General features: G+C 33.6%; 18 protein-coding genes. 10 read left to right on the top strand and 8 right to left on the bottom strand.

The genetic code is table 11. The features are described from left to right. Nucleotides 1–155 precede the first annotated feature (155 nt). A complete protein-coding gene (locus BUB80_RS12730; RefSeq protein ID WP_073293395.1) occupies nucleotides 156–3,503 on the top strand; it encodes a methylmalonyl-CoA mutase family protein in 3,348 nt (1,115 codons plus the stop codon). A gap of 64 nt (nucleotides 3,504–3,567) precedes the next feature. Continuing rightward, complete coding sequence (locus BUB80_RS12725) at nucleotides 3,568–4,020, top strand: hypothetical protein (RefSeq protein WP_073293393.1); 453 nt, start codon at nucleotides 3,568–3,570, stop codon at nucleotides 4,018–4,020. A 286-nt stretch (nucleotides 4,021–4,306) separates the two neighbouring features. On the opposite strand, the gene BUB80_RS12720 is transcribed toward BUB80_RS12725, so the two are convergent. Next, nucleotides 4,307–7,039: a M16 family metallopeptidase gene (locus BUB80_RS12720; protein ID WP_073293391.1), complete on the bottom strand. Its 2,733-nt coding sequence runs from the start codon at nucleotides 7,037–7,039 to the stop codon at nucleotides 4,307–4,309. Nucleotides 7,040–7,167: 128 nt separating this feature from the next. On the opposite strand from BUB80_RS12720, the gene BUB80_RS12715 reads away from it, so the two are divergent. From BUB80_RS12715 to BUB80_RS12705, 3 genes are all read left to right on the top strand, one after another. Further along, a complete protein-coding gene (locus BUB80_RS12715) occupies nucleotides 7,168–7,878 on the top strand; it encodes a Dph6-related ATP pyrophosphatase (protein ID WP_073293389.1) in 711 nt (236 codons plus the stop codon). A gap of 43 nt (nucleotides 7,879–7,921) precedes the next feature. Further along, a complete protein-coding gene (locus tag BUB80_RS12710; protein ID WP_073293387.1) occupies nucleotides 7,922–8,818 on the top strand; it encodes a hypothetical protein in 897 nt (298 codons plus the stop codon). Between the two features lie 160 nt (nucleotides 8,819–8,978). After that, nucleotides 8,979–10,148 carry a serine hydrolase domain-containing protein gene (locus BUB80_RS12705; protein WP_073293385.1) on the top strand — a complete coding sequence of 390 codons (1,170 nt, stop codon included), beginning with the start codon at nucleotides 8,979–8,981 and terminating at the stop codon, nucleotides 10,146–10,148. On the opposite strand, the gene BUB80_RS12700 is transcribed toward BUB80_RS12705, so the two are convergent. Together BUB80_RS12700 and BUB80_RS12695 are read right to left on the bottom strand one after the other, a co-directional pair. Then, entirely contained in the window at nucleotides 10,129–10,851 is a 723-nt protein-coding gene (locus tag BUB80_RS12700; RefSeq protein ID WP_073293383.1) for a hypothetical protein, read from the bottom strand. The two genes, BUB80_RS12705 and BUB80_RS12700, sit on opposite strands and share 20 nt — an antisense overlap. Nucleotides 10,852–10,862: 11 nt before the next feature. Further along, complete coding sequence (locus BUB80_RS12695) at nucleotides 10,863–11,189, bottom strand: PadR family transcriptional regulator (RefSeq protein WP_073293381.1); 327 nt, start codon at nucleotides 11,187–11,189, stop codon at nucleotides 10,863–10,865. Nucleotides 11,190–11,286: 97 nt separating this feature from the next. Between BUB80_RS12695 and BUB80_RS12690 the strand changes: the two genes are divergently transcribed. Next, nucleotides 11,287–11,808 carry a 2'-5' RNA ligase family protein gene (locus BUB80_RS12690; RefSeq protein WP_073293379.1) on the top strand — a complete coding sequence of 174 codons (522 nt, stop codon included), beginning with the start codon at nucleotides 11,287–11,289 and terminating at the stop codon, nucleotides 11,806–11,808. A gap of 64 nt (nucleotides 11,809–11,872) precedes the next feature. Here BUB80_RS12690 and BUB80_RS12685 read toward each other — a convergent pair whose 3' ends face one another. Both BUB80_RS12685 and BUB80_RS12680 read right to left on the bottom strand, forming a co-directional pair. Continuing rightward, a complete protein-coding gene (locus tag BUB80_RS12685) occupies nucleotides 11,873–13,237 on the bottom strand; it encodes a M64 family metallopeptidase (protein ID WP_073293377.1) in 1,365 nt (454 codons plus the stop codon). A gap of 2 nt (nucleotides 13,238–13,239) precedes the next feature. Next, entirely contained in the window at nucleotides 13,240–13,731 is a 492-nt protein-coding gene (locus BUB80_RS12680) for a hypothetical protein (RefSeq protein WP_073293375.1), read from the bottom strand. Nucleotides 13,732–13,833: 102 nt separating this feature from the next. Here BUB80_RS12680 and ruvC point away from each other — a divergent pair, with 102 nt between their 5' ends. After that, entirely contained in the window at nucleotides 13,834–14,388 is a 555-nt protein-coding gene (gene ruvC / locus BUB80_RS12675) for a crossover junction endodeoxyribonuclease RuvC (protein WP_066754672.1), read from the top strand. 34 nt (nucleotides 14,389–14,422) lie between these two features. Here the strand turns inward: ruvC and BUB80_RS12670 are convergent, their stop codons facing one another. The 3 genes from BUB80_RS12670 to BUB80_RS12660 form a co-directional block, all read right to left on the bottom strand. Continuing rightward, a complete protein-coding gene (locus BUB80_RS12670; RefSeq protein WP_073293373.1) occupies nucleotides 14,423–14,833 on the bottom strand; it encodes a hypothetical protein in 411 nt (136 codons plus the stop codon). A gap of 85 nt (nucleotides 14,834–14,918) precedes the next feature. After that, the gene (locus tag BUB80_RS12665) at nucleotides 14,919–15,386 is read right to left on the bottom strand and encodes a lipocalin family protein (protein ID WP_073293371.1); all 468 of its coding nucleotides are present in this window, start codon (nucleotides 15,384–15,386) and stop codon (nucleotides 14,919–14,921) included. 51 nt (nucleotides 15,387–15,437) lie between these two features. Further along, nucleotides 15,438–16,997 carry a zinc-dependent metalloprotease gene (locus tag BUB80_RS12660; RefSeq protein WP_228433800.1) on the bottom strand — a complete coding sequence of 520 codons (1,560 nt, stop codon included), beginning with the start codon at nucleotides 16,995–16,997 and terminating at the stop codon, nucleotides 15,438–15,440. A 297-nt stretch (nucleotides 16,998–17,294) separates the two neighbouring features. On the opposite strand from BUB80_RS12660, the gene BUB80_RS12655 reads away from it, so the two are divergent. From BUB80_RS12655 to BUB80_RS12645, 3 genes are all read left to right on the top strand, one after another. Then, the gene (locus BUB80_RS12655) at nucleotides 17,295–18,365 is read left to right on the top strand and encodes a DUF4407 domain-containing protein (protein WP_073293369.1); all 1,071 of its coding nucleotides are present in this window, start codon (nucleotides 17,295–17,297) and stop codon (nucleotides 18,363–18,365) included. Between the two features lie 190 nt (nucleotides 18,366–18,555). Beyond that, the gene (locus tag BUB80_RS12650) at nucleotides 18,556–20,094 is read left to right on the top strand and encodes a T9SS type A sorting domain-containing protein (RefSeq protein WP_073293367.1); all 1,539 of its coding nucleotides are present in this window, start codon (nucleotides 18,556–18,558) and stop codon (nucleotides 20,092–20,094) included. A 3-nt stretch (nucleotides 20,095–20,097) separates the two neighbouring features. Continuing rightward, the gene (locus BUB80_RS12645; RefSeq protein ID WP_139262677.1) at nucleotides 20,098–22,008 is read left to right on the top strand and encodes a hypothetical protein; all 1,911 of its coding nucleotides are present in this window, start codon (nucleotides 20,098–20,100) and stop codon (nucleotides 22,006–22,008) included. The last annotated feature ends 88 nt before the right edge of the window (nucleotides 22,009–22,096 follow it).

Genomic DNA, 22,096 nt, shown 5'->3' with positions numbered 1-22,096 from the left:
ATTTAGTTGTCATTCTTAAACGAATGTTTGTTCAGTTGGGGAAAATCATTTCATAAAAAAACAAATAGGAAACTAATAATCAATATTTTAAACACAAAATTTGGGTTGTTATTTTATTGTTATATTTGAGAATTCAGAAAATTTCTAGATTTTTTATGGAAACCCAAAAATATACTCCTAAAAACAAAGTAAGAATTGTAACCGCAGCGTCGTTATTTGACGGCCATGATGCAGCAATTAATATTATGCGACGTGTCATTCAGGGAACAGGATGTGAGGTCATCCACCTTGGTCACGACAAATCAGCAGAAGAAGTTGTAAATACAGCAATTCAGGAAGATGCCAATGCAATCGCCTTAACCTCATATCAAGGTGGTCACAACGAATATTTCAAATATATCTACGACCTTTTAAGGGAGAAAAACTCTCCGCAGATCAAAATTTTTGGTGGCGGTGGCGGTGTAATTCTGCCTGAGGAAATTGAAGATATCATGTCTTATGGAATCGACCGGATTTATTCTCCGGATGACGGCCGTGAACTTGGTTTACAGGGAATGATCGATGATTTGGTGAAAAGATCAGATTTTGCAACCGGAAAAGAAGTAACAGCAGAGGATCTAGATTCAATTAATTTTGAAAATTCTACAAGCATCGCTAAAATCATTTCTGCCGTTGAAAACTTCTCAGAAGAAAAACCAGATTTGGTAAAAGCAATTGATGAAAAATCAAAAGACTTAAACATTCCTATTATCGGGATCACAGGTACTGGTGGAGCCGGAAAATCTTCTTTAACAGACGAATTGGTAAGACGTTTCCTACGTTCCAATACAGATAAAAAAATTGCAATCATATCAATCGACCCTTCGAAAAAGAAAACCGGAGGTGCATTATTGGGAGATAGAATCCGTATGAACGCAATCAACGATCCTAGAGTGTATATGCGTTCGATGGCAACGAGAGAGAACAACGTTTCTGTTTCACCGTTCATTCATTCTGCTTTGAATGTATTGAAATTGGCTCATCCAGATGTTATCATTTTAGAAACTTCAGGAATTGGACAATCTGGTTCAGAAGTTTCAGATTTTGCAGATGTTTCAATGTACGTAATGACTCCTGAATATGGAGCTTCCACACAGTTAGAGAAAATCGACATGCTAGATTATGCAGATTTAGTTGCTTTAAATAAATCTGACAAGCGTGGTGCTTTAGATGCACTTCAAGCGGTAAGAAAACAGTTCCAGAGAAACCATTTGTTGTGGGAAAGTCCATTAGATGACATGCCGGTTTATGCAACAAAAGCATCTCAATTCAACGATCACGGAACAACCGATTTATACAATAGATTAGTTGAAAAAGTAAACGATAAGTTTTCAGATCTAAACCTAAAAGGTTTTGTTGAACAAGAAGTTTCTGAAGACATCACGATTATTCCACCGAAAAGAGTTCGTTATTTATCTGAAATTGTTGAAAACAATAGAATCTATGACGCTAATGTTGAGAAACAGGCTGAATTAGCAAGAAAGATGTATCATATTGAAGGAGTGAAAAAATTCCTTTCAAATGAAACTTTAGATACTGAATATCAAAAAGCTGAAAAAGATCTTCAACAGGAAAACATCGACTTCCTAAAAACTTGGGACGATACGAAAGATGCTTTCAAGGCCGAGTTTTACTCTTATTTCGTTCGTGGAAAAGAAATTAAAGTTGAAACCTCTACAGAATCTTTATCACACTTAAGAATACCAAAAATCTCATTACCAAAATATACAGATTGGGGTGATTTAATTAAATGGAAAGGTCAGGAAAACCTTCCGGGAGGATTCCCTTATACAGCCGGAATTTACCCTTTCAAAAGAACTGGGGAAGATCCTACAAGGATGTTTGCCGGAGAAGGAGGTCCTGAAAGAACGAACAGAAGATTCCACTACGTTTCGGCGGAAATGGATGCAAAACGTTTGTCTACAGCATTTGACTCCGTGACTTTATACGGTCAAGATCCAGCATTACCACCAGATATCTATGGTAAAATTGGAAATGCAGGAGTTTCAATTGCAACATTAGATGATGCTAAAAAATTGTATTCCGGATTTGATTTGGTGAATGCAATGACTTCCGTTTCAATGACGATCAATGGTCCTGCCCCAATGTTGTTGGCTTTCTTTATGAATGCGGCAATCGATCAAAATGTTGAAAAATATATCGCTGAACATAAATTAGAAGCGAATGTTGAGAAGGCTTTAAAAGCAAAATTCGACGATAAAGGATTAGAAAGACCAAAATATAACGGTGAATTACCTCCATCAAACAACGGTTTAGGATTAAAATTATTAGGACTTACCGGAGATGAAGTAATTCCTGCTGAAGCATACGCTGAAATTAAAGCTAAAACAATCGCGACTGTTCGTGGTACCGTTCAGGCTGATATTTTAAAAGAAGATCAAGCACAGAATACGTGTATTTTCTCTACTGAATTTGCCCTTAGATTAATGGGTGACGTTCAGGAATATTTCATTACCGAAAAAGTAAGAAACTTCTATTCGGTTTCTATTTCAGGATATCACATTGCAGAAGCGGGTGCAAACCCTGTTTCTCAGTTGGCATTTACCTTAGCGAATGGTTTCACATATGTGGAATACTATTTATCAAGAGGAATGGATATCAATGATTTTGCGCCTAACCTATCGTTCTTCTTCTCTAATGGTATCGACCCTGAATATTCAGTGATCGGACGTGTAGCAAGAAGAATCTGGGCAAAAGCCATGAAACTGAAATACGGTGCAGACGAAAGAAGCCAGATGTTGAAATACCACATCCAAACTTCGGGACGTTCGCTTCACGCTCAGGAAATTGATTTCAACGATATCAGAACAACACTTCAAGCGCTGTATGCGATCTACGATAACTGTAACTCTCTTCACACGAATGCTTATGACGAGGCGATTACAACGCCAACTGAGCAGTCTGTAAGAAGAGCAATGGCAATTCAGTTGATCATCAATAAAGAATTAGGATTAGCTAAAAATGAAAACCCTCTTCAAGGTTCATTTATCATTGAAGAATTGACCGATCTTGTTGAAGAAGCAGTATATGCAGAATTCGACAGAATCACCGAAAGAGGTGGTGTTTTAGGTGCTATGGAAACCATGTATCAACGTTCGAAAATTCAGGAAGAATCGATGCATTACGAATGGTTGAAACACACTGGAGAATATCCGATCATCGGGGTAAATACTTTCCTTGGAAAAGATGGTTCACCAACCGTTCGCCCGGGAGAAGTTATCCGTTCAACTGAAGAAGAAAAGCAGGTTCAAATTGGAACGCTTCACAACTTCCAACAATCGAATGAAGATAGATCTGAAGCCGCTTTAAAAACATTGCAATATGCAGCCATCAACCAACAAAACTTATTTAATGTTATGATGGATGCCGTGAAATATTGTTCTCTTGGACAAATTACCAATGCTTTGTTTGAAGTGGGTGGTAAGTACAGAAGAAATATGTAGTTTTATACAATCAAACCTTCAAGGTTTTAAAAACCTTGAAGGTTTATAATACACAAATGATAAAATGAACAACAAATCTTTACTAGAATCTGGTAAGTATTATCATATTTATAATAGAGGTAATAATGGACAGAATATTTTTTTTGATTCTGAAAATTATACTTTCTTTTTGAATAGATTTCATCAATACATTTCTCCATTTTGCGATACCATTGCTTGGGTTTTATTAAAAAATCATTTTCATGTTCTAGTTTATGTGAAACCTTTTGAAGAAATAAAGATTGAAAAATTAGAATATACCGCAACTGAAATACCTAAAAAGATTGATGTTCATTTACAATTTGGCCATTTTTTTAATTCTTATGCTAAGGCCATTAATAAGCGATACAATAGAACCGGAAGTTTATTTGAAAAAAACTTTGAAAGAAAAGAAGTTGATTCTACAAATTATTTCAAGAAACTCATTCATTATATTCATTTCAATCCTGTAAAACATCATTTCACAGAAAAAATTTGAGATTATCCTTGGAGTTCTTACGGCAGTATCATTTCTCATAAACCCACAAGACTGAATCGGAAATTTGTAATCGAATTGTTCAAAAACCAAGAAGAGTTTAAATTATATCATACTGAACAACAAGATTATTATGACATTAAAGACCTTTTAATAGAATTCTAACTTATTAAAACTTGAAGGTTTAAAACGCTCTAAATTAAATTTTATATTTACTTTGTAAGATTTAAATTTCAAAAAAAATCGGCGCAAATATATTTACGCCGATTCACTTTTATACAATGTCAAACTACTTTTTATTAAAATCTCCGGCAAAAACAGAGATTACTTTATTTTCAGAAAGATATTTTTTCAAGGCTGCATTTACTTCCGTCAATTTCAAATTCTGAATTTTTGAATTCTGCTCGTCAAACCTATCCAATGGAATTCCAAAAAGAAGTTGGGTATTCACAAGATTAATAAGCGTATTGTCTGAACCTAAATTGGTCTTTCTTTCGTTTGCATAACTTTTCTTGTTAGAATCTAATTCCTCTTGCGTAAATCCTGAGGCTAATGCTTTGCTTACTTCTTCCTTCACGGCAGCTTCTACAGCATCTCTCTTCGTTGGATTCAGGTATGCATAATAATTCCATGATGCAACATCATTGGTAACGGGAACGCTTAAATAGGAACCTACTCCATAAGAAATCCCGTCTTTTTCACGCAACCTCATCGGTAATCTGGCAGAAAGGAAACCTCCACTTCCTAAAATCTCATTAGCCATTACCAATGCAGGATAATCTGGGTTATCCTGAGCCATTTTAAAACTTGAAGTTCCAAGAGCCACCGCATTTTCTTTATCTGGAGTAATGATGTTTTTATCTTGTTTCTTCGTTTCAAAGAAGGTTGGCTTTACCTCAACAAATTTAGATTTAGCCGTAAATTTCCCAAATGTTTTCTCCAATTCTGCAGAAGCCTGTTTTGCATCAATACTTCCTATTAACGTTCCTACCCCATCTGAAGCTCCCATAATATTCTGATAGAAATCTACAACCTGAGCTTTGGTTACTTTCTTATTGTCATCAATTTGTTCCTGTAAAGACGCCACATAGAAAATACTTGTTTTCGGATAAGGTGAAGCCAATCTTTGTAATTCATTGCTTGCAATGGCATTTGGGTCTTTTAGTTGTCCTTCCAACCAAGTATTGGTTTCTATTACTGTTTTGCTAAGCTCATTTTCCGGAAATATAGCATTTGTAAGAATATCCTGTATGATAGCCATTACCTTCGGATAATACTGTTTGTAAGTATTTACATTTATAATTAAATTTTGTCCGTAAATATAAGCACCCACAGAAGATTTCATTTGATCAAGATCATCCTGAATCTGCTCTTTTGTCTTAGTTTTAGTTCCGGATTTTAATAGTGAAGCAGTAACGCTTGCTATTGCATCTTTGCCTTCAAGATCTTTTTCATTTCCAATTCTAAATCTGAAAGTTCCCTGAATTTTTTCGCCTTTAAGTTCTTTATTGATCAACCCGTATTTCATTCCATTGGACAACTTTCCTTCTGTAAGATTTTTCTTAACATTTGCAATGGTAGCTTCAAAAGGAGCAACTTCTTTTTCTATAGCTCTTCCTTTATAGTCTTTCACCAAATCAGCAATCTGATTATCTCTGAATTCTGCAGGAGCTACTCTTTCTTCATTAGGAGAAGGTCGGAACACTCCAATCGTACGGTTATTATTTTTGAAATACTTCTGAGCCACCCTGTTGATATCTTCCAATTTAAGATTCTCTACATTATCGCGATAAAGAAAGTTCAATTTATAATTTCCTGCTCCAATAATTTCTGTAAGATTAATTGCAAAATTGATGGTATTGTTTTTTTCGTTTTCAATGTCTTTTACCAATTTTGCTTTCGCTCTTTTAAGATCTTCTGCCGTAAATTTTATTGTAGATACTTTGTCTAATTCTGTTCTTACAAGTTTTGTTGTTTCATCCAGATTTTTATCCTTTGGAACATCAAAGTTAAAATAAACCATTCCCGGATCTCTTACCACCGGGCTGAATGTCCATATAGAAGAAACCTTCTGCGTTTCCACTAAATTTTTATACAGATATCCTGAAGGATCAGAAGTTAGAATCTCATACAATGCTGACAAAGCAGCATAATCTTTATCTGCAAAAGCAGATGTATGATACCCCGCAGCAATAATCTGTTGGTCATTATTTCTTTTAACCTCAAAATATTTTTCTCCATTCTGAGCCGGCTCAACGGTATAAGTTCCGCCCAATTCACGAGTTGGTTTTGCCAATCCTGAAAAATAGTCTGTTATATATTTTAATGCACTTTTTTCATCAAACTTACCCGCAATAATTAATGTTGCATTATCCGGCTGATAATATTTTTCGTAGAATTTTCTTAATGTTGGCGCTTTTACACGCTCAATATCTTCTTTACTCCCAATGGTGCTGTTTCCGTAATTGTGCCATGTATACCCATTAGAAAATACATTCTGCATCATGACTCTTGTAGGATTATTTTCTCCGATTTCAAATTCATTTCTTACGACAGAAAATTCTTTATCAAGATCCGTTTGTAAAATTGTAGCATTCAGCATTCGGTCAGCCTCCATCTGTAAAGACCATTTTAGATTTTCTTCATTGGAAGGGAAAATTTCATAATAATTAGTTCTATCATACCAAGTCGTCCCATTAGCCTGACCTCCTTTATCAGACAACTGCTTTTTTATGTCGCCCATATTTTTGGTACTCTTAAACAACATATGTTCAAGCAAATGTGCCATTCCTTTCTCTCCATAACCTTCATCTTTTGATCCTACGTTATACACAATATTCACCACCATATTACTTTGTGATGCATCAGGAATTAAAAGAACTTTCATTCCATTTTTAAGGCTGTATTCTTTAACTCCTTCTGTATTACTGATAAATTTTGGAGCTTCTTTACTTTGCGAGAAGGCAGGGCTAATACTTCCTGTAAAAAACAGAACAGCGGTTCCTAATAATAAGTTTTTCATGTGGTTTTATTTTTATTTAATTTGGTTTAAATTTAAAAAAAATTGTTGGTCCTTAATTAAATAAGACAATTTAATTCACCAATGTGTTACATTTAACATAATAAAGATTTATAAAATAGCATCCTTACATGAAGCCAAAAGCCATTTTTAACTGGAGCAGTGGAAAAGATTCTGCTCTGGCACTATATAAAATCTTAAAAGAAGACCGTTTTGAAGTTACTTCCCTATTGACTAGTGTAAATGAAGAATTTCAAAGAATTTCTATGCATGGCGTTCATATAGATCTTTTACAACATCAGGCATCAAGTTTGGGAATTCCTTTAGTTACGATGCAAATTCCGAAAGAGCCATCAATGGAACAATATCGGGAGATTATGATTTCTACAATGGATGTTATAAAATCTCAAGGTAATACCCATTCTATTTTTGGAGATATTTTTCTGGAAGATCTTCGGAAATATCGTGAGGAACAATTACACGCTATCGGGATGGAAGCCGTTTTTCCTCTTTGGAAACAGAATACGTTAGACCTCATCCATGAATTTTTAGCTCTCGGTTTTAAAACCATTGTTACTTGCGTAAACGAAACATATTTAGATAAAAGTTTTGCAGGAAGAGTTATTGATCAGGATTTCATTAATGACTTACCTGAAAACGTTGACCCTTGTGGAGAAAACGGAGAGTTTCACACCTTTACTTTTGACGGACCTATTTTTAAACAACCAATCTCATTTGAAATTGGAGAAACGGTAAAGAAAACCTATCCCAAGCCTAAATCTGACGAGAACGATATAGAGGAAGAATATGTTTTCTGGTTTTGTGATTTGATCTCAAAATAATAGATAAAAGTTTTCGTTTATATAGTAAACTAAAACCATCTTAATGAAACCTTTTTTAAAAATTGAAAAACCTTGTGAAGAATCCTTAGAAAAAATGCATGATCTTCCTGATGGAAAATTCTGTGATTTATGCTCAAAAAAAGTCTTAGACTTATCTGAGCTTAATGATTCGGAGATTTTAAGTATTATTCTGCAAAACAAAGGCGAACAATTCTGTGGAATAGTTTTTAAGAGATCATTAAACCTAGTTTTACAACCTGAAATTTCATTTTCACACAACCATCATCCCAGAAAAACGTCTTTTACTAAGATCGCAGCTGGATTGGCTTTAACAGCAAGTATGATTAATTCTTATCCTGCGCAAACAAAAGTTGTCACCAAAACTGAATTTGTTTCTTCCCCATCAAAAACCCCTAAAGAGAATCAGAAAAAAGAAGATAAAACGGGTGACGGGAATATGATTATTTCAGGGAAAGTTTTAATTAAAGGAACCAATAAACCGGGCCCGGAAACGACTATTCATTTTATTACTCCTCAAAAAGTATATTCTGCAAAAACAGATGCTAAAGGTTTCTACAATTTGGAGGTTCCGCAAGAATGCGTCAAAGCAGAAAATTTACTAGAATTTAGTCCCGAAGGCTATCATTATGCGGGAAAATTAATGATCTTCAAAAAGGAGGATCTCCTTAAAAAAAACACTTTATATCTTTCAGAAAATGATGAAAGAAAACAATACGGAGATGTTTCTGTAGAAGGATTATTTGCCAATGAAAAATCTTTAGTTTTTTTAGGCGGAAAAAAATTAGACTATAAAATGTTCAATAAAAGTTTCTCTCTATTCTATAACAAATACGAAGTATACTATATTCCGAAAGCATTTATAAAAGTCTTTACGACAGATGAAAATATAAATGACCTGTTTATTACATTCGTCAAATAGAAACCTGTACATTTCATTGCTTAATTTATCGTTTACCTCGGAAGATAAAAACTACTATAAGCTTACTTTAATATTATTTACTCCAAACCCCTTAAGTGAAATTAAGCGGTTTTTCTTATTTTTGAGGAACAAAGTTGATTCAAAAAATTATTACACTCAAATGACACAAAAAAATTATTCTTTTTTCGCACTTCTCTTCCTTTTGGTTACCATCATTTCATGTGAGAAAAATGAAATTAAACAGATAGTAGCTCAGCCAATTGACAAAAATGCGATAATAGATTCTACAATCACCGCTTTTGAAAAAAAATTGCTGGAACAGCAGATAGATTCTGTATTTAAGAAATATAACTTTAATGGAAGTGTTGCTGTTTTCAAAGATTCTACTAAGCTTTACCAAAAAGAAAACGGTTTTTCAGATTTTAAAACGAAAACGAAAATTGACGATCATACAATTTTTGCTATTGGATCAATAAGCAAGCAATTTACCGCCGTTATGGTCTTACTTGAAATGGAGCAAGGAAAACTAAAGACGGATGATAAAGTATCAAAATATTTAAAAGAATTTCAGACCAAAGAATATGAAAATATTACTATTCATCAACTTTTAAATCATACTTCAGGATTGAATTTATTTGGAGGAAAATTAATGTTCAAAAGTGGTTCAAACTTTTTCTATTCCAATGATGGTTTTAATGCACTTGGAAAGATTATTGAAAAGGTATCAGGAAGATCTTATGACGAGAATGTGTTGGATCTATTTAAAAAAGCAGGAATGAACAGCTCTTCTACAGGAAATGTTTTTAGAGGAACTGATTTTGCCTCCGCTTATCTTGGTAACACAAAGAATGCTGAGCTCATCCAGAATATGCCCAAAAGATTAGGCGGAAAAGAAATCGGAATTCCCGCAGGAGGTATTCTTTCAACCATTCAGGATTTGAATACTTGGAATAACGCTTTATATGGTGGAAAAATTTTAAACCAAGAAACGCTTCAAAAATTCGTGGCTAAAAGTTCAGAAAGGCAACATCAAATCTTCGGAAAAATGGGCTACGGCTACGGAATCATGCTTAATATAGGAAAACCGAATGCTTATTTCCACAGCGGATATATTAAAGGCTCCCCTTCTCTGAATATTTATTACCCTGAAACCAAAACCTCTGTTATTATCTTATCTAATATTGCAGATGAAGAAAAAGGGAAAAGCTCCATCTTCAGACCACATATTGAAATAAAGAAAATCACAGACGGTATAGAAAATACAGTGATTGATTTAAGAACAAAAATGATAACCCCGAACGAAGAACTTATTAGCCAACGGAAGGATTAAGAGAATTTTGAAGTCTTATAATTGTTTTTTTATGCTCAAAGAAATTGATGAGGAAAAAGATAATCATAGTTTGTACTAAAAATGGAAGAATTAAAGTAACCAAAATAAAAGGAATATGCGTGGTGTCTCCTGTCTTAAAAAACAAATAGCCATACTTCCCTTCCTTTGAAATAATCTGAGCCATTGAAGTTGTACATACCATCAGTAATCCCATATTTTGCTGATACATGGTGTAAAACAATCTTCCTTTGTATTTAAAATCTCTTTTGATATACTTTCTCATTTTGTAGTTACTCGTTAGCACCAGCAAAGGAGCAAGTATAAACAGACAGTTCTGTGCTCTGAAAAACGATGTATACGTTTCTGTGCTATCCGAGAAATAAATTAGTAGCAGATTAACTCCGAAAGCAACCAGCCCCAATAAAAATGATTTTTTGAGAATATTATTATACCGTTCTTTCACAATCTTCTTAACAATGACAGGAATCTTTTCTGAATAAAAAGCATAATAATTGGTAAGCTTAAATTCGCTTTCCCATAATTTTTTAGTCTTATGAAAAGCATCCTCAAAATCTAAATTATCATTCAACTGAATTTCTAAAACCTGAGAAATCATATGGTCTTTCACTTCAAATAAAATATCCAAAGGTAATTTTTGAAAAATAAGATAACCTGTTATTTGTTTTTCCTGTTCTGCTGTCATCACTTGTGTATTTAGCTGATATTAAAAATTGCACTTAAATTAAAAAGATAACTTTTCATTTCATCCTCCTGCATCGCCTGTTGCTTTTTACCTTTTTCCGTTAAAAGATAGTATTTACGGTCTCTTCCATTAATTTTTTGAATTTCAGAAATAATCATCTCTTCACTTTCCAACTTATGCAAAATTGGATATAGGGCACCTTCTGTCATTTCCAATTCCCCTTTTGTCAATTCTTTGGCATGTTGGGTAATTTGGTAACCATACATTTTCACTTCTTTTGCAAGCAGTTTCAAAATGATATTCTGAAGTGTTCCTTTGTAAAGACTATTTTTTTTCAATCCGAAATCTTTTATACTTAGCAAACTTATACATAATTTTCTTATGTATCAATATTTATTTGAAAATTGAAAATAATTAAAGTCTTATTTTAGACACATGAAAAAGCTTTATTTCATCGCCCTATTTCCACCTCAACAGATAATTGATGAGATCAACCTATTTAAGCAAGATTTGGCGTCAAACTATAATAATTCAAAAGCATTAAAAAATGAGGCTCATATTACGTTGTTTCCTCCTTTTTCCAGAGAAATAGAATTGGAAGAAGATATTCACATTGCATTTCAAAAAATTGACACCAATATTTCGCCGTTTAAAATTACGCTAAATGGTTTCGATGGTTTTTCTAATCCTAAAAATCCTGTTCTCTTTGTAAAACCTGAAGTTAATGATCATTTAATAGAGCTTTATAACCGGGTAAAACAACAATTTAATTTTATGAGATATACTTTCAATCCTCATATTACAGTAGGGTATAGAAATTTAAGTTTCGATAATTATCTGAAAGCAATTGAAGTATATAAGAACAAAGAATATAAAACTAAATTCATCGTTGAAAAAATCACCCTACTTCGTCACGACGGAAAATGGGTTCCTATCGCTGAGAAAAAGCTATCGTAAATTCAATTCTTTACAACAAAAAATCGGCCATATAAGCCGATTTCATCTATAGGTCAATTTAAAACTATTCTTTACTAATCTTTTGAGAAATGATTAATTCATTATCTTGAGTTACTGCTAATGTATACGTTCCGATGAGCAAATTATTGATATCAACAAACAGCGTTGAAGCATCCTTCATTTCATATTTTACAGGAATCAATTTACCTGAAGCATCATATAAAACCACTTTCGTATTTTTTGCAAAATCCTGTTTTCCTCTAATATAAAACTCACTATTTGCGGGATTAGGATAAATACTGAATCTCCTTTCCTGAGCTTTTATTTCTGAGGTTTTAAGTGTACCCGATTTATTCAAAGTCCAACTCACATTCGTGAAATGAACCGCATTATGGCCTGTTACATTTACTAAAGTCGTATTATCAGTTACCGAAAAAAGAAGTGTATTATTCCCGGTATTCAGCTGGCTCGGAGTTATGGTTAATGAATTACTTGTAGAAGACAAAGCTGTTCCATTCAATTTCCATGAATTAACCAACGTGTTTGGAATGGGCAAAATCTCATTCACTGTAAATGTTACATTAGCATTTGCGTTGACGGAACTACTATTCGCAGGAGTATAGGAATCAACGGGAGAAACTAAAGAATGTATTCTTTCGATGATCTGCTGCTTACACACGGAACAAAATTGTCTGTCCAGATACCTCATCTCACAGTTTTGATGTGGACGAAACCAAGATGGACTTTCCGTATAAGGATAAATACCCACACTATTCGTTCCTACCCAGTTTTTCCATTTATTTGTTGTTGGATTTGAATTCTGTGTTTTATTGGGAGATTCCCCAGTTCCTGCAAACCAATATTCATCGGCAAGCTGTCCAAATGAATGGCCTAGTTCGTGAACTACAATTTCATTCGCTGCATTATTTAATGATGCAAATGCATACGTTCCACCACAGCCGCCATATTCTGTAGAATTCCCAAGAACATAGGTGATATCATAATCCGGAAGATTCGCTGCTAAAACTTGCGCTACCTTATTGGTAGAATTACTGTAAATGCATCGGTGAACTCCAAAATCAAAAGAAGATCCCAAATAATTATTAGGATTAGACACAGGAATTACGGGCTCTGTAACATCCGTAGCCGTTCCCGGATGCTTTACCCCAGTCTCTGCCGAAATTACCTTTATAGCATAGGCATTGAAATAATTTTTATATTCTGTGTAAGGGCTTTTTGTGAAAAGATAATTAATTGTAGACTGTGCTGAGGTAACAAAATTGGTCTGTTGGGCAGCAGTAAAACCATCCCCTAAAACTGCAATATTTATTCGTTTAGCATTTGATCCGTTTTGTAAGACCGGAACTACGTCGAAGACCTGAGAAAAGCAACATGTACTAATGAACAGGAAAAGCAAAGTTTTTTTCATGATTATAGTTTTTGGGTAAATAATAATTGACTTCCGGTATTTGTTATTTTCTCAACCTTCACCACTTTTATATCTTCAGAATGAGAATATCGTATGCTAAATTCTGCATTTTGAAGAGAAACTTTATCTCTGCTTATTCCTTCCTCTGCAAATCTTTCTAATTCAGGATTCAAAGGATCTCTAAGAATCTGCTGCACCACTTCTTTCCCATTAGAATCATTTAATGAAATCATAAAATCACCTACTTTAGCCGAATTTCTATCAAAAGAAGGTTTAGATTTTAACATTCCTTCCATGATTTTCTTATCTTCCAATACTACTTTTTCCATCCCAGAACTGTTTTTTTCAACTTTAAAAAAAAGATAAACAATTTGGTCTTTCACTGGCTGTGAAATGTGATTCCCAGCACTCTCATTTCCATTTAAGTCTTTCACTTGCAAAAAATTACAAAACAGAAAGACGGGAAATACAAAAAGGGTAAATAAATTTTTCATACTCATTTTTTTGTTTAAGTTAAGAAGTTTTTGGTAAAACAATCCTATTTCCCATGAATTTTTTCATCCATAAAAATTAAGGAAAGTCATATCTTTGGCTCAATGATTTCAGAAAAAATAATTTTAGGAATAGATCCCGGAACTGCCATTATGGGTTTCGGTATTATTTCCGTTAAGAAGGGCAATATGGAGATGGTTTCAATTCATGAATTGATATTAAAGAAATACCCTAATCACGAAACTAAGCTTAAATATATCTTTGATAAAACCTTGGCATTAATTGATGAATATCATCCCGATGAGGTTGCTCTTGAAGCTCCTTTCTTTGGTAAAAATGTACAAAGTATGCTTAAATTGGGCCGTGCGCAAGGCGTTGCGATGGCGGCAAGTTTATATAGAAATATTCCTATCACAGAATATTCTCCCAAGAAGATAAAAATGGCGATTACCGGAAACGGAAATGCCAGCAAGGAACAAGTAGCAGGAATGCTGCAAAACTTATTAAAACTAAAAGAATTTCCCACAAAATATCTTGATGCATCGGATGGATTAGCCGTTGCTGTTTGCCATCACTTTAATTCAGGAACCATTAGCAGTGATAAATCTTATACGGGCTGGGACAGCTTTTTAAAACAAAATCCGGATCGCTTGAAATAAGCCTCCGGATTTTTTGATGAGTTTATCATCTCAATTATTTCTTTTTATATTCCGTAGAAGTAATGGAGAAATCAGCGGTAGGTTTTCCATTTTTATCGTAATAAAAATACTTCAACGTCACATCATTATCGCGAAACTCCTGCATGTCTGCAGAGGTCTTAATAGCATTCAACGCTCCTTCTTTTGCTTCTTTCTTAAATATATTGATTTCTTCTTCTGTTACATTTTCTTTTACATCCTGTATCAATGTATAATTGTACCTAAAGATTTTATTTGGTCTTGAAGAAACACTGTCCAGACGTATTCCATCATTAAGAACCTGCGGAGTAAGTTTATTCATATTAATTGCTGCTTCTTTCAATTCATCATCAATTGTTTTCTTTTTATTACAAGAGATTATAGTTAATAAAAATGAAGCTAATGAAACGACGATTAAATTTTTCATAATTAAAGATTTTGATGATTGGATTCTTAAAGTTAAGGTTATTTCAACTAAAAAAATTAAACATCTGAAATCATCAACTTAAAACTCACTTCTGCTTTTCATACATGTCTTCAATTTCTGTTACTTTTCCATCTAGGATATCATTATATAGGATGGAAAACATTTCCGGAGAAAGTATTTTATATTGATCAATCCTTTTTAAATCTGCATCTAAATAAGAAAAAGAACTTGGATTAATGGTAACCTGAATTTTACCCGACGAACTTTTAATAGAACAATCTTTACCTGTAGTATAATTTTTAGTTAAAAATATATTATCATTTTCTTTTTCGAATACAAGGTTGTACTTTTTCATACACTCATGCAGTGGATAGATTTTTTTCTCAGTTCCATCAACATAATTTTTCTCTACAAATTTCCAGGTTCCTAAGAAGTATTCGGCATCATTTTTTACAGAAAGCATCGGTTTACTTCCTGCATCTTTATTTTTCTGCTGAGACTGGCAATTACTCATCAATATGAATAATAAAATAATGCTTATAATTTTCCCCATTTCATTTTATCAACAAAAAAGAAGCCCTTTAAAAAAGGGCCTCTCATAGATTTAGTTATTTAAGAATTTCTTGGATCCTTTTTTATCTTTATCCGAATAATTAATGATGTAAGCTCCTTTTACCAATTCTTGGTTTACCTGAACTTCATTCGTTTTAGAATTCCCTTTTTGGATTAACTTTCCACTTAGGTCATATATCTGATAATCTCCAAATACATTGTTTTTAGCTCCAACAAGAATAAGCTTATTCTCTCCTTTTGAATATACAATCTTAGCATCTGAACTTTCTTTAGTTTCAGAAGTACCCAATACACCTAGAATTTTCACCGCATAATCTTCTGCCTGACCATATTGTAACTGTGAACACGGAGTAACATCAGGAAGTACTGCCGACGCAAATGTTGCAGCATCTACCACCACTCTCATTCTTAAATATGTATCTTTTACCGCAGAAGCTGGTGGAGTAATATTATTGGTAAGTGTTACTGAAGCTCCTGAAGCCATAGCTGTAGCCGAAGTATTATTCACAACCAACTCAGAATCTTCAAAAGAACCATTGTTATTATAATCTATCCAAACCTTTGTTTTGAATTTATCAGCCTGATTAAATCCATTCATATAACTTATTTTCAACGGAGTACTAGAGTTTGAAGAAATCTCTGTAGCATATGAAGGTCTGATACAAGTTGCCGTAGAATAATCAGCATAATATATTGGTGATGGCTCATCAGAGTCATATCCATTTGTGGTACTATTTATAGATGCAAAACTAACTTTATAAGGTCCTATTGCAAAATTATTATTGGTTGGATGTGCAGTTCCCGCAGGATTACACTGTGCAGCAATAACAGAAACCGGAGAAGGAACAACTACTGCCAGATCTTTTCCTGCTGTAGAATTCATTAGATTCTTTCTATATTCCATCATCATCAATACTGCTCTATCTCTTTGCCCATCTGTAAATTTACGCTCCACATTTGTATAGTTCATGATATTGTATTGCGTTCCGTCATAATTCTGACTCGTACAAGGATCTGTAGCTGTATTATTAGGAACATTCACACCATACATACTTCTAGATGGTGATGTATCACAAACTCTGTCTCCATCTGTTGCGCAGTTATTATTTACTGGACAAGAATTTTGATTTGTATATGAAACTCCTTGGAAAGTATGATACAAACCGAACGCATGCCCCAACTCATGAGTAAGCGTAGTATCATTTGAATTTTTGATAGTTGCTACTTTCATAAAACTCTCATAGCTGTAATCATAAGCATCTGGGAACATTGCATATCCCATTAGTCCATAAGATAATTGCTGTTGTCCATCGAAACCAGTCACTACATAGATATTAAAATAAGATGTTTCCGGCCAATGCGGAGCAAGTTGGTTTTTAATGTCATAATCAGCAGCCCCGTTATTCCCTTGCATTTTTACTCCATAAGTATCATAAGAAGGAAGTACACTTCCGTTATATCTTACAATTCCTGTTGTAGGAGTACAGCTAGGAGATCTTTTAGCTAACACCAACTTAAATGGCATCACTGCTCCACCTGTTGGGCCTGTACCTTCAGGATAAAAACCATTACCATAGGTAGTCGCATACATTTTGTTTGCTCTATCGATCCAATTGATAATTTCCTGATCTGTTAACGCTAAATTTGAATTGGCGTCAGCTTGTGATTCAATAACGTGTATTACTACAGGGATTTCATAAACCTGTCCGGTATATAAACCATTCCATGAAGTTGTTGCTCCGAATTTATTTAAATCACCATTAGCTTTATTATGTAAAATACTTATTTATACTATTTTAAACTGAAAACCAACTATACTTGGTAAAACATAATACTATCTTTAACATTGGTACGATTTTTAGTATTACTTTTGTATAAATTTTCAATAATGAAAAACAATCAACAAACTATAAATCAAGTGAATCATAAGATGAATTGGTTCCAGAAATTTCTGATGGTTTGCTCCGGAGGAAACCTTCATATGTTAAGAAAAACCCCCAGCGAGTGGAATAAATTTGCAGGAATAGGAGGTATCGTTCTATTCACAGCTATTTTTGCAACCCTTTCTGCCGGCTATGCCATGTATACCGTATTTGATAATATTTGGGCATCCACAGGCTTTGGAATTTTGTGGGGATTAATGATTTTCAATCTTGACCGATACATTGTTTCATCTATCAAGAAAACAGGCACATGGTGGAACCAGATTTTAATGGCTATTCCTCGTTTAATTTTGGCCACTTTTTTAGGAATTATTATTTCTAAACCTTTAGAACTTAAAATTTTTGAGAAAGAAGTCAATAAACAATTAAATACCATTATTCAGAGAAATAAGAAACAGCTTCAAGGGGAAATGAACGGAAGGATTTTGCAACAAAGTGGACCTTTTGAAACAGAAAAGAAACAAATCTCAGAAAAGGTTGTTCAATATCAAAAATCCTATGATTCTGCTGCCGTAGAATTAGAAAAGGAAATTTTAGGAAAACAATCTGGATTAACAAGTGGAAAAGAAGGTTTCGGACCCAATGCAAAACGTAAACAAGAGCTTAAAGAACAACGCAGACAAGATTTAGAAAATTACCAAAAACAAGTATCTCCGCGATTAGAATATCTGGATAAAGAGATCTCTAAAGTATATACGAATCTTGAGACCGAAAGAAAATCTACAGAAACCTTTGAAGATAAATTCAACGGATTTGCGGCAAGACTCCAGGCGTTAGACGAATTAGGAAAAAACTCAGCGATTATTGGCTTAGCCGCCACTTTTATTATGGGGCTTTTTATCTGCTTGGAAATATCACCTGTCTTGGTAAAACTAATTTCAGCTGTTGGCCCTTATGATCATCTTTTGGAAAAAACCGAAAATGATTTCCGACTTTATGCCAAAGAAAAAATTGAAAAAGGAAATGCCCTCACCGATTTCAGAATAGAAGATTTTAAAGACAATTTAGATAAATAAAGCTTTTGCACTTATATAATCTGACCTTCCCGTTGATTCTGGAAGGTTTTTTAGTTTTTTATAAACATACCAAGTTTTTCAGTATTAATTTTCATGTAATAAAGGAAACACTCCAAATAACTCTTATTTAAGTGAAGTAAAATGATTATTTTTGCATCGCTTAAAACTAACAATCAAAAGAGAACAATATATGAGAAAATTCTATATAGGTGCACTTTTTCTATGTGCTGCCGGCTACTCTGCTCAAGAGGTGGTTTGGCAAAAAGATATTAAATCCAATACTCAGGATTTTCTAAGCCAAGTGACCACAACAATCGATGGACAGTATTTAATTACCGGGAGCTCCATCCAATCTAAAAAACTTTCTACGGATAATAAACAAAACAACGGTTACGATTTCCATTTAGTCAAACTTAATAATCAAGGCGAACAAGCTTGGGAAAAGTTCTTTATCGGAAACAATCATGATTTCCTTTCAGCAACTGTATCAACCCAAGAAGGCGGATTTCTTTTAGCAGGAACTTCTTACAGCGGAAAAGGTCTGGATAAAAAAGATGATTCTAAAGGAGGATCTGATATTTGGTTGATAAGGATTAATGAATTTGGAGACGAATTATGGCAAAAAACATTAGGGAGTTCAGCCGATGAAGAAGCAAGATCAGTTATTCAAACGACAGATTTAGGATTCTTTGTTGCGGGTAATGTGCAAAACTCAGCTAAAGGGTATGGATCTAAAGATGTTTTAATTATAAAACTAGATAAAAACGGAAAAGAGCTATCACAATCTATTTTAGGTGGAAAAGGATTAGATGAAGTTGAGAAAATGATTCCAACGAAAGACGGAGGTGCTTTGCTTGGGATATACTCCAGAAGTGGTATGGGTGGTTCAAAGAAAACTGAAAACTTTGGCGAAGGAGATTATTGGATTATCAAACTCAATAAAGACGGCAAGGTTGAATGGGAGAAGAACTTCGGAGGAAAAGATGACGATCATTTGAGAACGTTGGCATTAACATCAACAGGATTTTTGATTGGAGGAGAATCCAGATCTGAACGTTCAGGAAATAAAACAGTCGGAATTGAAGAAGGTACAGATCTATGGTTAATATCTCTTAATGATAAAGGGGATGAAATCTGGCAGAAGTCTTACAACTTCAAAAACCGAGATGTTTTGATGGGAATGAGTGTTTTACATGCAGCAGATGATAAAACTTCAAAAGGGATTTTATTAGGTGGATATACACAGGCGGAGGGAAGAATTCAAGCTGAAGACGAAACTTTTTGGATACTGTATTTAGATCAAAATGGAAATGAAGAGTGGAGAAAACATGTGAAAGGTGAATCTTCTAAAAAAGAAGAAAGGCTTTCTGATATTAAACTCAACAGAGATGGTTCAATCATTTTAGCAGGAACCAGCGCTGAGGAGCTTGGTAAAGAAAACTGGAAGATCATTAAGCTTGGAGATAAACAGATTGATCAGTTGATTGTAAAACAAGATATCAAGATTTATCCGAATCCTGTATCAGATTATGCGTATGTAGAAATAGGTTTTGATTTCAAAGAAGCTGATATCCTTTTGTATGATATGTCTGGAAGACAATTGCAAAGTTTGAAAACGAAGAATAAAGTCACTAAAATCAATACGCAGTCACTCATTCAAGGAGCTTATTTGATTACGATTAAAACTAATACGAATAAAACGGCTAACGCTAAATTGATTAAAAAATAAATGATGAGAAAAATTTCACAAAAGATATTATTACTACTAATAGCTTCAAATTTTTTACTTGCAATGAATGGGCAAAGCACAGGTACTTCTTCTGTAAGTAGTCCTATGGATAATATAAAACAAATGTTTCCGGCGGCACCTACCGCAAATAATCTTATGAAATTTGAAGAGGTTCCGGTAAGCTATTATACAGGAATACCGGATATTAAAATTCCAATTGCCAATATCCCAACGAATGATTCTAAAATCTCTATGAACGTTTCTCTAAATTATCATCCTCTCAATGCTAAGCCAGATGATAAATCCGGAGAAGAAGGATTGGGATGGAGTTTATTTGCAGGAGGAAGCATCACCAGAACCATAAGAGGCAGTGCAGATGATCGCGTTAACGAAGGAATTGCGAACAAAATAGGAATTCTTTATGATGAATATAATTATACAGGAAGCCAAATTAATTATACCAGAAAATATTTAGATGAGTTAGCATTAGGGGCAAATAATATTGAACAATATAAAAAACTATTTTTCGAATCGCTTTTTTTTAATAGATATGATACCGAGTATGATCTTTACCAATATAATTTTATGGGTTATACCGGACGGTTTATAATTAAGAAATCTTCCGACAACAATTTATATGTAGAAAAATTAGATAAAAATAATTTAAAAATTACAATAGGCTCTACTAATCCCAGTAAGGTATTAGAGGTGATGTCATTTGTAGTTACTGATGAATATGGAAATAATTTTATTTTTGATGTCACAGAACGATCTCAAAGATCTATCTTATCTAATAAAATAGGATATTATAACTCTTATGATACCAATTCAACAGATTTGGGTGAGAGTAATACTGCTTTTCATTTAAGTAAAATTACAAACACATCAAATGCAGAATTGGTAAAGTTGGAATACTATCCCCCTTACGAGGTACAGTATACAGATCATTCGGGCATAAGCAGAAATAAATTTGCAAGTGAAGATGCAAATACCTTAGCAATTGCAATGGCTTTTGATGGTCAAATTCCAGCTTCTTACGAAACGACCTCAATCACAAGCAATACATTTGTCCGAAGTTTAAAAGATATCGAGATCATAGGAAAAGGAAAAATTAATTTTACCTACTTACAGGGAAGAGGAGATACTAATTATACGTTTCCTCAACAGTTACAAAGATTAGATAAGGTTAAAATTGTTGATCCATCCGGAAAAACAGTAGAAACATACGAATTATCCTATGGCTCTTTGAATTATACTTTATCGGGGGTGGATTTACCAAACGTAAAGTTATCACTCTCTAAAGTTACCAAATTTGATTCGGCTTCAAATAAAGAATTTGATTACGTATTGGATTATACATCTAATATACTGAATAGACCTTTGGGGAAAGATCCATGGGGTTGGATTAACTGTAACCGTCCTAACGCTAATTATCTTTTGTCAAAATACGTTTCACCAAGTTGCATCAATATCAATATCCTTAAAAGCATAAAACTTCCTTCTGGAGGCATGAAAACTTTTGATTTTGGAGCGAATACATATTCATTTAATCATGAGGGACTGCCTATTACTAATTTTGATGAAAATATTGAAAATTGGGTTTATAGTGATGTTACGAATGTTACATTACAAAGTACACTTTTTAATTCTGCTACGTATAGTTTAGGAAAAATACTTCAAAACAAAATATTGGTAATAGAAAGCGGTCAAATTTTAAATAATGATAATGATACCGGGTTTTTATTCTTAGAAAAATTAAATTTGAGTCAGCAGTTGGTACAATCATATGGTTTAAATGTTAGTAGAGATACAGAAATTAATTTAGAAGGCGGATTTTTTTATAGAATTAGATTTACCTGGACCAATGGTGGAAATGATCAGGGAACTGCCTTAGTTAATTATTTATATGACTAGTCCTAAAATAGGTTTACAAGTTATCAATTAAGATACGAATCCGGAAGATTTTACTTTTCCGGATTTTTTATGCATCATTTCCGGTGTT

The sequence above is a fragment of the Chryseobacterium polytrichastri genome (assembly GCF_900142445.1).
Lineage (GTDB): Bacteria > Bacteroidota > Bacteroidia > Flavobacteriales > Weeksellaceae > Chryseobacterium > Chryseobacterium polytrichastri.
The sequence above is the reverse complement of the archived record's forward strand: the minus strand, read 5'-3'. Positions and strand labels throughout refer to the sequence as shown.

Bases quoted from the DNA above. Each gene is read 5' to 3' on its own strand.
- BUB80_RS12645 (WP_139262677.1), top strand. From the start codon at position 20,098: ATGAGAAAAATTTCACAAAAGATATTATTACTACTAATAGCTTCAAAT.
- BUB80_RS12680 (WP_073293375.1), bottom strand. From the start codon at position 13,731: ATGAAAAATTTATTTACCCTTTTTGTATTTCCCGTCTTTCTGTTTTGT.
- BUB80_RS12670 (WP_073293373.1), bottom strand. From the start codon at position 14,833: ATGAAAAATTTAATCGTCGTTTCATTAGCTTCATTTTTATTAACTATA.
- BUB80_RS12705 (WP_073293385.1), top strand. From the start codon at position 8,979: ATGACACAAAAAAATTATTCTTTTTTCGCACTTCTCTTCCTTTTGGTT.
- BUB80_RS12725 (WP_073293393.1), top strand. From the start codon at position 3,568: ATGAACAACAAATCTTTACTAGAATCTGGTAAGTATTATCATATTTAT.
- BUB80_RS12720 (WP_073293391.1), bottom strand. From the start codon at position 7,039: ATGAAAAACTTATTATTAGGAACCGCTGTTCTGTTTTTTACAGGAAGT.
- BUB80_RS12690 (WP_073293379.1), top strand. From the start codon at position 11,287: ATGAAAAAGCTTTATTTCATCGCCCTATTTCCACCTCAACAGATAATT.
- BUB80_RS12660 (WP_228433800.1), bottom strand. From the start codon at position 16,997: ATGTATGCGACTACCTATGGTAATGGTTTTTATCCTGAAGGTACAGGC.
- BUB80_RS12655 (WP_073293369.1), top strand. From the start codon at position 17,295: ATGAAAAACAATCAACAAACTATAAATCAAGTGAATCATAAGATGAAT.
- BUB80_RS12715 (WP_073293389.1), top strand. From the start codon at position 7,168: ATGAAGCCAAAAGCCATTTTTAACTGGAGCAGTGGAAAAGATTCTGCT.
- BUB80_RS12700 (WP_073293383.1), bottom strand. From the start codon at position 10,851: ATGACAGCAGAACAGGAAAAACAAATAACAGGTTATCTTATTTTTCAA.
- BUB80_RS12685 (WP_073293377.1), bottom strand. From the start codon at position 13,237: ATGAAAAAAACTTTGCTTTTCCTGTTCATTAGTACATGTTGCTTTTCT.
- BUB80_RS12650 (WP_073293367.1), top strand. From the start codon at position 18,556: ATGAGAAAATTCTATATAGGTGCACTTTTTCTATGTGCTGCCGGCTAC.
- BUB80_RS12710 (WP_073293387.1), top strand. From the start codon at position 7,922: ATGAAACCTTTTTTAAAAATTGAAAAACCTTGTGAAGAATCCTTAGAA.
- BUB80_RS12730 (WP_073293395.1), top strand. From the start codon at position 156: ATGGAAACCCAAAAATATACTCCTAAAAACAAAGTAAGAATTGTAACC.
- BUB80_RS12665 (WP_073293371.1), bottom strand. From the start codon at position 15,386: ATGGGGAAAATTATAAGCATTATTTTATTATTCATATTGATGAGTAAT.
- ruvC (WP_066754672.1), top strand. From the start codon at position 13,834: ATGATTTCAGAAAAAATAATTTTAGGAATAGATCCCGGAACTGCCATT.